This is a genomic window from Haemophilus paraphrohaemolyticus, assembly GCF_002015045.1.
In the GTDB taxonomy this organism is placed as follows: domain Bacteria; phylum Pseudomonadota; class Gammaproteobacteria; order Enterobacterales; family Pasteurellaceae; genus Haemophilus_A; species Haemophilus_A paraphrohaemolyticus.
On the sequence record NZ_MUXX01000005.1, the window covers coordinates 1 to 11,798 of the forward strand.

The following is an 11,798-nucleotide window of genomic DNA, read 5'->3' on the forward strand; positions in this document are numbered from 1 at the left end:
ATAAGTTGTTAAAGAACAATAAAAGTGGTCGGCGAGATAGGATTTGAACCTACGACCCACTGGTCCCAAACCAGTTGCGCTACCAAGCTGCGCTACTCGCCGTCTGCTTCTCTTTCGAGATATTTAATGGGGTGGCTAATGGGATTCGAACCCACGACAACTGGAATCACAATCCAGGGCTCTACCAACTGAGCTATAGCCACCATAACTTCATTGGTTTTAGCATTTGACCTGGCGCGCTCGACAAGATTCGAACTTGCGACCTTTGGCTCCGGAGGCCAACGCTCTATCCAACTGAGCTACGAACGCGTTGTTTTGATTAGTGCGTCGCAACGGAGGCGTATATTATAGATTTCACTCTCCCTTGTCTAGCACTTTTTGAAAAAAATTTAATATTTCCATTCATTTGTTTTTATTTCATACAAATTGCGTGATAATTATCTTTTTCTTGCATAAATTCTAACATCACTCATATCATTAAAGGAAATTTTCTACTTTTTAATGAAAATCTCACTATTTAGTGAAGAGAAATGTTATTATTCTGCTTTATTTCACGTTGTGTATTTAATGAGGAAGCCAAATGTCAAACACTAATGCAATCGCAAACGTTGCAAAAATGATTCGTGAAAACGAAATCAAGTTCGTTTTATTACGATTTACCGATATTAAGGGCAAGGAACACGGTGTTTCTTTACCTGTAAGCCTTGTCGCTGACGACCTTGAAGATCTTTTCGAAGAAGGCAAGATGTTCGACGGCTCATCGGTTGAAGGCTGGAAAGCCATTAACAAAGCAGATATGCTGTTAATGCCAATCCCTGAAACCGCTGTTGTTGACCCATTCGCTCAAATCCCTACCCTCTCTCTCCGCTGTAGCATCTACGACCCTAACACAATGCAAAGTTACGACCGCGACCCGCGCTCTATCGCAATTCGTGCGGAAAACTTTTTAAAATCAACAGGCATTGCAGATAGCGTAATGTTCGGTCCAGAGCCAGAATTCTTCTTATTTGATGATGTGCGTTTCTCAACCGATCCACAAAACGTTTCTTATCATATTGATGATGTAGAAGCGATGTGGAACACCAACCGCAAATATGAAAACGGCAACAACGCTTACCGTCCATTGAAAAAAGGCGGCTACTGTGCCGTTGCACCACTCGACACCGCACACGATATTCGTTCTGAAATGTGCTTAATTATGGAAGAGATGGGCTTAGTGATTGAAGCGCACCACCACGAAGTGGCAACCGCAGGTCAAAACGAAATCGCAACTAAATTCAACAGTTTAACTTTAAAAGCAGACGAAACCCAAATCTATAAATATGTAGTACAAAACGTCGCACTTGAACACGGCAAAACCGCGTGCTTTATGCCAAAACCATTCGCAGGCGATAATGGCTCAGGTATGCACTGTAATATGTCATTAAGCAAAGATGGCAAAAACGTGTTTATGGGCGACAAATACGCAGGCTTGTCTGAAACTGCCCTTTACTACATCGGCGGTATCATTAAACACGCTAAAGCATTGAATGCGTTTACCAACCCATCAACCAACTCATATAAACGCTTAGTACCAGGCTTTGAAGCCCCTGTGTTATTAGCTTACTCGGCAAGTAATCGCTCGGCATCTATCCGTATTCCAGCGGTAACTAGCCCGAAAGCGACCCGTGTTGAAGCACGCTTCCCAGATCCATTAGCAAACCCATACTTATGTTTCGCGGCATTGTTAATGGCTGGTCTTGACGGTGTGATCAACAAAATCCACCCAGGCGATGCAATGGATAAAAACCTCTACGACTTACCGCCAGAAGAGTTAAAAGAAATTCCAGCGGTAGCTAGCTCGTTAGGTGAAGCATTAGATGCGTTAGCGACAGATTTCGACTTCTTAACCCAAGGTGGCGTATTCACCAAAGAATTTATCGAAGCCTACATCGGCATCCGCCATAAAGAAGTTGAGCGTTTGAATATGACTCCGCACCCAGTGGAATTTGAGATGTACTACGCTTAATTCTTTTACAAAATGACAAGCAAAATTAACCGCTTGTATAACGAAACGCCCGTTTATGTTCACACATAGACGGGCGTTCTTTTATTTATTTCTCAAGCGGTCAATTTTCTATACTTTCTTGCAAATTAGGCACATCTTCATCCAACGTCTTAATATAAAAAAAGAACACCAGATATTTCACCACCAACGCACATAGAATAATGCTCTTAATGACCCACGATGAGCTAATAAAAAACGTAATTCCCATCGCCGTTGTGCCGATCATCAGAATCCGCGTCTTCGCCTTTTTAGTCAATGCACGTTGCTCATTAAACTCTTTCAAATGATTCTGATAAATTTGGGTACCAATAAACCAATTATGCAGATGCTCAGAACTACGCGTAAAGCAGAACAAAGCACTCAGCAAAAAAACTGTGCCTGGTAAGCCTGGTAAAATAATGCCTGCAATTCCGATGCCGAGAAAAATAAAACCCAAAAGTGCGTAAAGAATTTTCATATAAAAAGTTAATAATGCGTTAAAAACAAGCACTATTATCTATAAATAAAAATGATTTGCAACAAATAACCTATTGCAAATCATCTTTAAAATACTATTGCTTGTATAGCTAAAATCAGACTTTTACTGCATTCACACATTCGCCGTTATTAGCGATATCTAAAATATTCGAAAGCGTCACTTCCGAAATATTGACTAACGCTTCCTCAGTTAAAAACGCTTGATGCCCCGTAAACAACACATTATGACAAGACGAGAGACGGCGGAACACATCATCGGTAATCACATCATTGGATTTATCTTCAAAGAACAACTCACGTTCGTTTTCGTAAACATCCATGCCCAACGCTCCAATTTTTTGGCGTTTTAACGCTTCAATCGCCGCTTGGCTATCAATCAAACCGCCGCGGCTGGTGTTGATAATCATCACGCCATCTTTCATTTTATTAAATGCAGTTTCATTCAGCATATAATGATTTTCTGCAGTCGCAGGGCAATGCAAGGTAATCACATCGGAATGAGCATAAAGCTCATCTAATGACACATATTTTCCGCCTAATTCCTCTACGATAGGATTATGAAACGGGTCGAAAGCCAGAATATTCATCCCAAAACCTTTCAAAATTCGCATCGTAGCAATCCCAATTTTACCCGTGCCAATTACGCCCGCCGTTTTACCGTGCATATTAAATCCCGTCAAACCTTCCAATGAGAAATTTGCATCACGTGTGCGTTGATAAGCCTTATGAATACGACGGTTTAAAGTCAGCATCAAACCCACAGCATGCTCGGCAATCGCCTCAGGCGAATAAGCAGGTACACGCACCACTTGAATGCCAAACTCTTCCGCAGCTTGTAAATCCACGTTATTAAACCCTGCACAACGCAAAGCAATGGTTTTAATCCCTAACTTCGCTAATTTTTCCAATACAGGACGGCTCGCATCATCGTTCACAAAAATACACACTGCATCTGCTCCTTCTGCCATTTTTGCGGTTTTACGATCGAGCATAAAATCGAAAAACTCCAACTCAAATGCTGAGCCAAATTTCTCGTTTGCAACGGTTAAATATTTGCGGTCGTAATTTTTAGTGCTATACACAGCAACTTTCATTTCTCATCCTTAGGCACCAAAAATGCCACACAATTTAGTAAATTCTGTGGTAATTTTAACCGCCTGTTGTATTTAGTTCAATCAATGAAAGAAATTACTCAACAATTCTTTAGCCAGAATAAAGAGTATCTTTACTTTTATCCTCTTTATTCCTGCCTTGATTTTACTTACACTAACAGCGTTTTTTTCAATGATTTATTTGGAGCTTCCAATGAAAAATGTTTTAGTCATCAAATCAAGCATCTTGGCAAATAACTCACAATCAAGCCAACTTGTCGACTACTTAAAATCTAAAATTACCGCGAACATCACTGAATACGATTTCGGTGCAAACCCACTTCCTTACTACAACTTAGATGCCGCAGCAGGCACACGTGGTGAACCGAAAACCGAAGCACAACAAAAAGCACTTGAACTTTCAAACCAGCTTATTGGCGAAGTAAACAATAGCGATGTGTTAGTTTTTGGTGTGCCGATGTATAACTTAGGCATCCCTGCTCAACTTAAAACATACATTGATTACCTCAACCGTGCAGGTGTAACTTTCCGTTATACGGCAAATGGCCCTGAAGGTTTAATCACGGGCAAAAAAGCGATTGTTATTTTAGCTCATGGCGGCATTTACAAAGATAGCCCAACTGATTTAGCAAAACTTTATATGCAAACGGTGTTAAATTTTATCGGTATTACTGAGGTAGAATTTGTCTATGCGGAAGGGATTGGTTATGGTCCTGAAGCGGTAGAAAAAGCACAACAATCTGCAAAAGCAGAGTTAGATCGCATTGCTGCGAGTTTCTAATCTCTAATAAATCTCCTCTAGGGCGTATTCAATATGCCCTTTTTTATTGCCAAATAAAAGAAAGCATAATCGAGATAACAATAAAAAAGAAAAAGTCGGCATTTCTGCCGACTTTTTTTATCTAAACAAGGCGGGTTATTTTAAGCTGCCCACCATATCCTCTGGGCGAACCCAAGCATCAAATTGTTCAGCAGTTAATAAGCCTAAGTTAATCGCTTCTTCTTTCAATGTTGTGCCGTTTTTATGCGCCGTTTTTGCGATTTTCGCCGCATTTTCGTAACCAATGTGGGTATTTAACGCCGTTACCAACATTAAAGATTGCTCTAATTGTTGTTTGATGCGTGGATAGTTCGGTTCAATGCCTACGGCACAGTGTTCATCAAATGATACGCACGCATCAGCTAATAATTGCGCTGATTGTAAGAAGTTTGCAATCATCACTGGGTTGTACACGTTCAATTGGAAGTGACCTTGTGAACCCACGAATGAAATGGTCGTGTCGTTACCTAACACTTGAGCGCAAACCATCGTCATTGCTTCGCATTGGGTTGGGTTTACTTTACCCGGCATAATAGATGAGCCTGGTTCGTTTTCTGGGATTAAAATTTCACCGATACCAGAACGCGGACCTGATGCTAACAAGCGAATGTCGTTAGCGATTTTGAATAAACTCACTGCTAACTGTTTTAATGCACCATGAGTTTCCACGATTGCATCGTGTGCTGCTAATGCTTCGAATTTATTTTCTGCCGTTTCGAATGGTAAAGCGGTGAATTTTGCGATGTAATCTGCAACTAACACATCATAACCTTTTGGTGTGTTCAAGCCTGTACCTACCGCTGTGCCACCTAATGCTAATTGGCGTAAATGTGGCAGGGTGTTTTTCAGTGCGATTAAACCGAAGTGTAATTGTGCGGCATAAGCCGAGAACTCTTGACCTAATGTTAATGGGGTTGCATCCATTAAGTGCGTGCGGCCGATTTTCACCACATCTTTGAAGGCTTCAGATTTTGCTGCTAAGGTTTTTTGTAAACGCTCTACCGCAGGAATAGTAGTTTCAACCACTTTTTTATATGCCGCAATGTGCATTGCCGTTGGGAAGGTATCGTTTGAAGATTGTGATTTGTTCACATCGTCATTTGGATGAATGATTGATTTTTCGCCCAATTTACCACCGTGTAAAACGTGTGCACGGTTTGCTACCACTTCGTTCACGTTCATATTCGATTGCGTACCTGAACCTGTTTGCCAGATAACGAGCGGGAATTGGTCGTCGAGTTTATTTGCTAGAATTTCATCACAGGCTTGTGCGATTAAATCACGTTTTTCCGCAGACAACACGCCTAAATCGTGGTTAGCGAATGCTGCCGCTTTTTTCAAATAACCAAAGGCTTCAATGATTTCGTGTGGCATTGAGGCTTCCGGCCCGATTTTGAAGTTATTGCGTGAACGTTCGGTTTGCGCCGCCCAGTATTTTTCTGCTGGTACTTGCACTTCGCCCATAGTGTCTTTTTCAATACGAAATTCCATAAAATACTCCGTGAGTTGTGAAAAGGGTTAAATAATAAATTTGGGGTATATAGTACCGATTTCGTGCGGATTGAGCTATGGTTTTGTGTTGGTTTTATGATGTAGATCACATTTTTGACGAATGATAGAAAGCAACACGCGCAGCATAAGAAAAAACCGCCAGTAAAGGCGGTTCTATGTTAAATCTCGTGCTATCGGCGATCTGAGCAGTGTGTTGCTTGACAGTAGCACATTGCCTGATTGTCTTAATACAATCGGGAAGGGGTTAATTGGTAGCTAATCCCAGCCTCCCAATATTGTATGCCTTACCCCCATTCAATTTCAAGCCTAACTTACTTCGCTCTCTTCGCACGCAACACGCGGCTAGCAAATAAGAATAAACCGAAGAGGAAGATCGCTAATCCGAGCACTTCTGCCATGCCTTCCCAGTTTTCAAGGTTTAAGGCAAGTGGTGCTTCAGAGCCACCTGAAGTAACAGAAGCAGCGATCACGAACGCTAACACCACCCCCATCAAACTTTCGCCTACAATTAGGCCCGCAGAGAAGAGTGTACCGAAACGTTCTGCTTTAACAGCCACTTCTTTCTTACCCGTACGTTTTGCATAGTTTGCGATATGGCGGGTAATGAACCACGCTAAAAATGCCCCAATAATTACAGGCATATTGATTGATGGCGGTAAGTAGATACCGATACCCACAGCGATCACTGGCAAACCGATTTTCTTATCGCTGATTTTTTTCAAGAAAGCATCAATCACAATCAACACTGCGCCTAAACCCACACCACTTAAAATGTAAGTCCATTCCAATTTATTCGAAAAAATCCCTTGTGAAATGGTGGTCATAATGGTCGCTTGTGGCGCAGATAACGCTTGTGATGGATCCATATCTGGACGAGGCAATGCACCGCTGAAGCCGTAAGCATGGTAGAGAATCTCTAACACTGGCGCAATCACCAACGCACCGACAAAGCAGCCAATAATCAAGGCAACTTGTTGTCTCCACGGTGTCGCGTGAACGAGCAAGCCTGTTTTTAAATCTTGCAAGTTATCGTTTGAAATGGTCGCAGTGGTTAAAACAATAGATGCGGTGAAGAGCGTTAAAGCGGTCAAAAATTTCTGACCGTCTGCCGTTTCAAATAAGCCTGCAGAGTTTCCGATAGTCACTAACACCAACGAAATCACGATCACCGAAATAATCCCGATACCTGAAATTGGGCTTGAAGATGATCCCACTAAGCCCGCCATATACCCCGAAGCTGCTGCGACGAAAAAGCCGATGAAGACCGCTAAGAAAGTACAAACTACCACCAATAACACCGCTAATTCTGGCGAAATTGGGGCGGCGGCGATGAAGTGATAAAGTGAAATCACAATCAAGGCAACAGTGGCAATTAAGATATAAATCATCGTTTTTGGTGAAAGGTCGATGTCGATGCGTTCCACCACTTCGCCCGCATTACCTTTTAGTATACGGAACGAATGCACCATCCCTTCAATCATTGGTTTCATCAAAATTAATAAAGTCCAAATTGCTGCAATCCCGATAGTTCCCACGCCGATAAAGCGCACTTTGGTTTTCCATGCAGTCATTGCCACATCCACCATATTCGCATCAGCTGCCACATCTGCGTGTGCGGTAAAATATGGTACGGCAACGCCCCAAGTAAGGATTACACCGAGCAACATTGCCAAACCGCCTACGATACCGATCAAGTAACCCGCACCGACCAACGCCAACGAGAAACCCATCGGCAGTTGGAACATGGCTTTACCACTGCTCACCCACGCACTTGTGCCATCAGCGACCACGCGTAAACCATTAGTAAAAAAGGCAACCGTTGCTGCAAAAATCCCGCCGTAAGCAATATCTTTCACGCCACTATCACCCTCTTCGTGGTTGCCCGCTTTAAGAATTTCTGCCGCAGCCACGCCTTCAGGGTAAGGCAAGTCGCTATTCACTACCATCGCACGACGAAGCGGAATGGTAAACAACACGCCCAATGTACCGCCCGCAGCACAAATCAACATCGTTTGCCAGAATGGAAAATCTTGCCAATAGCCCATCATCAACAAACCTGGCAATACGAAAATCACGGACGAAAGCGTTCCCGCAGACGAAGCCTGCGTTTGCACCATATTGTTTTCCAAAATGCTGGAATCTTTAAAGAATTTCAGCACTGCCATAGAAATCACCGCAGCAGGAATGGAAGATGCAAAGGTCATCCCCACTTTCAGCCCCAAATAGACGTTTGATGCGGTAAACAGCACCGTTATCAACGCCCCCAACACCATCCCCCGCAGGGTCAGCTCTTTTAGATTATTATTATGCATAATATTTTCCTTGAAGATAAAGATAAGAACGGCTGTACCATCGCAGAAAATGCAGGCTTTTTCAAGCCTTGTTTAAAGAAAATATCCAAAATTTTAGTAATAAAAAGATTTTGTGCGGAGAAATGGAGGAAAGGCAGAGGAAAGTTGTTTCATTATAGCTTAACAAAGAAACAGCCCCAAAGGGGCTGAATTATGCGTTACCGAGGGTAACTTGTTACCCTCGTAGCTTGATAGGGTAGTTAGATGAGTTTCTCCAATCGCCACAAGTCCGCAAAGTCGGCTCTGGCTTTAATCAAATAGGCTTTTGCACCGTCCACCAAAATTTCGACCGCTTGCGGGCGAGAATTGTAGGTGGAAGACATAGTTGCCCCATACGCCCCTGCTGAACGCATTGCGATTAAATCGCCTTCGGCAATCGCCAATTCTCTGCCTTTGCCTAAGAAATCAGATGTTTCACAGATAGGCCCTACTACATCATAAATCGCTTTTTTGCGATCAAGCGATTGATTGACTTCGGTAATTTGCATATAGGCTTCGTAAAGGGCTGGGCGGATCATATCGTTCATACCCGTATCCACAATCGCAAAATTACGGTCTTCGTTTGATTTCAGATATTCCACTTTAGTCACTAAAATCCCCGCATTCGCACTGATCGCACGTCCTGGCTCTAAAATAATTTCCAAGTTTGGGTAATTTTTTAATTTTGCAAGCAATGCTTCCGTGTATTCGGTTGGATGTGGTGGTTCTTCACCGTTGTAAGGTACGCCCAAGCCACCACCTAAGTCTAGGTGATGTAGTTCAATGCCATCTTCTTTGAGCTGCTCCATCAACACAATTAAACGATCAGTAGCATCTAAGAACGGTTGTAATTCGGTCAGTTGTGAGCCGATATGACAATCCATTCCGACAATTTTCACGTTCGGCAAGGTTTTTGCTAAGCGGTAAACTTCACGTGCTTGTTGTACGCTCACGCCAAATTTATTCTCTTTCAAGCCTGTGGAAATGTACGGATGGGTTTTGGCATCCACATCTGGATTCACACGCAGAGAAATCGGTGCGATTTTACCCATTTTACCTGCCACGTCATTAATGCGATGCAATTCAGGAATCGACTCCACATTGAAGCAACGAATGCCCACGTCCAATGCACGTTCAATTTCACTGTGCGATTTTGCCACACCAGAAAAAACCACTTTTGAGGCTTCACCACCCGAAACCAGCACCCGCTCTAACTCACCTTGCGACACGATGTCAAAGCCCGAACCGAGTTTTGCCATTACGTTTAACAGAGCGATATTCGAGTTCGATTTCACCGCAAAGCAGATTAAGTGTGGGTGTGTGCCAAAGGAGTTGTCAAAAGCGTGCCAATGGCGTTCAAGCGTTGCACGAGAATAGATATAAGCAGGTGTGCCGTGTTCGGCAATGATGTCGGTAATTGCTACATCTTCCGCAAAAAGTTGTTGGTTTTTATATTCAAAATGGTTCATTGGAATTCCGTTGTGTTTGTAAAAAAATGTTGAAAATTGACCGCTTGTTATTGATTTTGACTTTGTTGTGCAGGTGCATTTTCAGGGAAATAAAGCGGACCTTTTACCCCGCAAGCGGTTAAAAAACTTGCTAAAATTGCAAGAAGAAGAAATTTTTTCATAAATATGCCCTAAAAATTAACGCTTAAACATTCTACCGAGTGCACCTAGACCGCCTAAGCCACCGCCCATCATTCCTTTCATACCACGCATCATTTTCGCCATGCCGCCTTTACGCATTTTTTTCATCATACGCTGCATTTCATCGAACTGCTTGAGCAATTTGTTCACATCTTGTACCTGCGTACCTGAACCTAACGCAATGCGACGACGGCGAGAGCCTTTGATGATGTCTGGATTTGCACGTTCTTTCAGCGTCATTGAATTGATGATCGCTTCCATTTTGATGAACATTTTGTCGTCTACTTGATTTTTTACGTGATCAGGCAGATTTTTCGCCCCAGGTAATTTTTCCAACATCGACATCATTCCGCCCATTTTTTTCATTTCAACAAGCTGATCTCGGAAGTCATCAAGGGTAAATTCATCGCCTTTTTTGAATTTTTGGGCGATTTTTTCCGCTTTTTCTTGGTCTACGCTGCGTTGTAAATCTTCGATTAACGAGAGAACATCACCCATCCCTAAGATACGTGATGCTACGCGATCTGGATGGAATGGCTCAAGGGCATCGGTTTTCTCGCCTACACCTAAGAATTTGATCGGTTTACCTGTAATTTGGCGAATCGATAACGCCGCACCACCGCGAGCATCACCATCCACTTTGGTTAAAATCACGCCTGTTAATGGCAAGGCTTCATTGAACGCTTTTGCGGTATTTGCGGCATCTTGACCTGTCATCGCATCCACAGTGAAGAGCGTTTCAATCGGATTAAGCGTCGCGTGGAGCTGTTTGATTTCGTCCATCATTTCGCCATCAACGTGTAAGCGACCTGCGGTATCGACAATCAACACATCAAAGAAATTCAGTTTTGCGTGTTTTAACGCAACTTCTGCAATTTCAACAGGCTTTTGTGTGGTTTCGGTTGGAAAGAAATCTACTTTTAACGCTTCCGCCAAAGTTTGAAGCTGTTTGATCGCCGCAGGGCGGTAAACGTCGGCAGAAACCACGAGCACTTTTTTCTTCTCACGCTCTTTAAGGAATTTTGCTAATTTGCCTACCGAGGTGGTTTTACCCGCACCTTGCAAACCTGCCATTAAGATGACCGCTGGCGGTTGAGTGGCAAGATTCAGCCCTTCATTTGCTTCGCCCATTGCTTGCTCAAGCTCAGCACGCACGATTTTAAGGAACTCTTGCCCTGGCGTGAGGCTTTTGTTTACTTCCTCACCGATTGCACGCTCTTTTACTTTATTGATGAATTCACGTACAACAGGCAAAGCAACATCAGCTTCAAGCAATGCCATACGCACTTCGCGGAGGGTATCTTTAATGTTATCTTCGGTTAAACGCCCTTTGCCAGTAATGTTTTTGAGCGTTTTAGAAAGTCTATCAGACAGGTTTTCAAACATTTTTGTTCTCTTTTATTTTTTGTTTGCAAACTAATCCCCCTTTTAGAAAAGAGGGGTTAGAGGAGATTTGATTACAATATTAATTTCTCGTATGAGCTTCGTTTTATCTTCTGCCAAAATCTCCCCCTGCCCCTCTTTGCTAAAGAGGGGAGTCAATTCTTTGCAAAATATGAATTAAACGAAAAAATAGATTGGTGCATTATACAAAAAATCCCCTCACTTGGGGAATTTCACGTTAAATATAAATGGTAGGATATTAGAAAAGCGAAAGCCCTGATGATTTCTCATCAGGGCTTCTTAATATGGCTCCTCCTGCGGGACTCGAACCTGCGACATATGGATTAACAGTCCACCGTTCTACCGACTGAACTAAGGAGGAAAAGATGGTGCCTCGAGGCGGAATCGAACCACCGACACGGGGATTTTCAATCCCCTGCTCTACCGACTGAGCTATCGAGGCATCTC

The 11,798-nt window shown here is 42.9% G+C and carries 9 protein-coding genes and 5 tRNA genes; 2 read left to right on the forward strand and 12 right to left on the reverse strand.

Annotated elements, in window-relative coordinates; genetic code table 11:
* Positions 1-25: 25 nt before the first annotated feature.
* The 3 genes from B0184_RS03805 to B0184_RS03815 all read right to left on the reverse strand — a co-directional run bounded on the left by B0184_RS03805 (position 26) and on the right by B0184_RS03815 (position 309).
* Positions 26-102, reverse strand: a tRNA-Pro gene (locus B0184_RS03805).
* A gap of 25 nt (positions 103-127) precedes the next feature.
* Positions 128-203: transfer RNA gene (locus tag B0184_RS03810), tRNA-His, on the reverse strand.
* Positions 204-232: 29 nt separating this feature from the next.
* Positions 233-309, reverse strand: a tRNA-Arg gene (locus tag B0184_RS03815).
* Between the two features lie 271 nt (positions 310-580).
* Here B0184_RS03815 and glnA point away from each other — a divergent pair.
* Positions 581-2,008, forward strand: coding sequence for a type I glutamate--ammonia ligase (glnA, locus tag B0184_RS03820; RefSeq protein WP_005708941.1), 1,428 nt, complete (start codon positions 581-583; stop codon positions 2,006-2,008).
* Positions 2,009-2,108: 100 nt separating this feature from the next.
* Here the strand turns inward: glnA and B0184_RS03825 are convergent, their stop codons facing one another.
* Both B0184_RS03825 and B0184_RS03830 read right to left on the reverse strand, forming a co-directional pair.
* Positions 2,109-2,504: a YbaN family protein gene (locus B0184_RS03825; RefSeq protein WP_005708935.1), complete on the reverse strand. Its 396-nt coding sequence runs from the start codon at positions 2,502-2,504 to the stop codon at positions 2,109-2,111.
* 115 nt (positions 2,505-2,619) lie between these two features.
* On the reverse strand, positions 2,620-3,618 hold the full coding sequence (locus B0184_RS03830) for a 2-hydroxyacid dehydrogenase (protein ID WP_005708939.1): 999 nt from the start codon (positions 3,616-3,618) through the stop codon (positions 2,620-2,622).
* A gap of 211 nt (positions 3,619-3,829) precedes the next feature.
* On the opposite strand from B0184_RS03830, the gene B0184_RS03835 reads away from it, so the two are divergent.
* Positions 3,830-4,417 (forward strand): FMN-dependent NADH-azoreductase, encoded by a 588-nt coding sequence (locus B0184_RS03835; RefSeq protein ID WP_005708937.1) that lies wholly within the window; start codon positions 3,830-3,832, stop codon positions 4,415-4,417.
* Between the two features lie 135 nt (positions 4,418-4,552).
* Here B0184_RS03835 and fumC read toward each other — a convergent pair whose 3' ends face one another.
* From fumC to B0184_RS03875, 7 genes are all read right to left on the reverse strand, one after another.
* Positions 4,553-5,947 (reverse strand): class II fumarate hydratase, encoded by a 1,395-nt coding sequence (gene fumC, locus B0184_RS03840; RefSeq protein WP_005708947.1) that lies wholly within the window; start codon positions 5,945-5,947, stop codon positions 4,553-4,555.
* A 332-nt stretch (positions 5,948-6,279) separates the two neighbouring features.
* Complete coding sequence (locus B0184_RS03845) at positions 6,280-8,280, reverse strand: OPT family oligopeptide transporter (protein ID WP_005708944.1); 2,001 nt, start codon at positions 8,278-8,280, stop codon at positions 6,280-6,282.
* Between the two features lie 239 nt (positions 8,281-8,519).
* Positions 8,520-9,767, reverse strand: a complete 1,248-nt coding sequence (lysA, locus tag B0184_RS03855) for a diaminopimelate decarboxylase (protein ID WP_005708934.1) — start codon at positions 9,765-9,767, stop codon at positions 8,520-8,522.
* Positions 9,768-9,814: 47 nt separating this feature from the next.
* Positions 9,815-9,928: an LPS translocon maturation chaperone LptM gene (gene lptM / locus B0184_RS03860; protein ID WP_005708945.1), complete on the reverse strand. Its 114-nt coding sequence runs from the start codon at positions 9,926-9,928 to the stop codon at positions 9,815-9,817.
* A 16-nt stretch (positions 9,929-9,944) separates the two neighbouring features.
* Positions 9,945-11,333: a signal recognition particle protein gene (ffh, locus tag B0184_RS03865; protein ID WP_005708931.1), complete on the reverse strand. Its 1,389-nt coding sequence runs from the start codon at positions 11,331-11,333 to the stop codon at positions 9,945-9,947.
* A gap of 303 nt (positions 11,334-11,636) precedes the next feature.
* Positions 11,637-11,712, reverse strand: a tRNA-Asn gene (locus B0184_RS03870).
* 5 nt (positions 11,713-11,717) lie between these two features.
* Positions 11,718-11,793, reverse strand: a tRNA-Phe gene (locus tag B0184_RS03875).
* Positions 11,794-11,798: the final 5 nt, after the last annotated feature.

Coding starts and splice junctions, on each gene's coding strand:
- glnA (WP_005708941.1), top strand. CDS start 581: ATGTCAAACACTAATGCAATCGCAAACGTTGCAAAAATGATTCGTGAA.
- B0184_RS03825 (WP_005708935.1), bottom strand. CDS start 2,504: ATGAAAATTCTTTACGCACTTTTGGGTTTTATTTTTCTCGGCATCGGA.
- B0184_RS03830 (WP_005708939.1), bottom strand. CDS start 3,618: ATGAAAGTTGCTGTGTATAGCACTAAAAATTACGACCGCAAATATTTA.
- B0184_RS03835 (WP_005708937.1), top strand. CDS start 3,830: ATGAAAAATGTTTTAGTCATCAAATCAAGCATCTTGGCAAATAACTCA.
- fumC (WP_005708947.1), bottom strand. CDS start 5,947: ATGGAATTTCGTATTGAAAAAGACACTATGGGCGAAGTGCAAGTACCA.
- B0184_RS03845 (WP_005708944.1), bottom strand. CDS start 8,280: ATGCATAATAATAATCTAAAAGAGCTGACCCTGCGGGGGATGGTGTTG.
- lysA (WP_005708934.1), bottom strand. CDS start 9,767: ATGAACCATTTTGAATATAAAAACCAACAACTTTTTGCGGAAGATGTA.
- lptM (WP_005708945.1), bottom strand. CDS start 9,928: ATGAAAAAATTTCTTCTTCTTGCAATTTTAGCAAGTTTTTTAACCGCT.
- ffh (WP_005708931.1), bottom strand. CDS start 11,333: ATGTTTGAAAACCTGTCTGATAGACTTTCTAAAACGCTCAAAAACATT.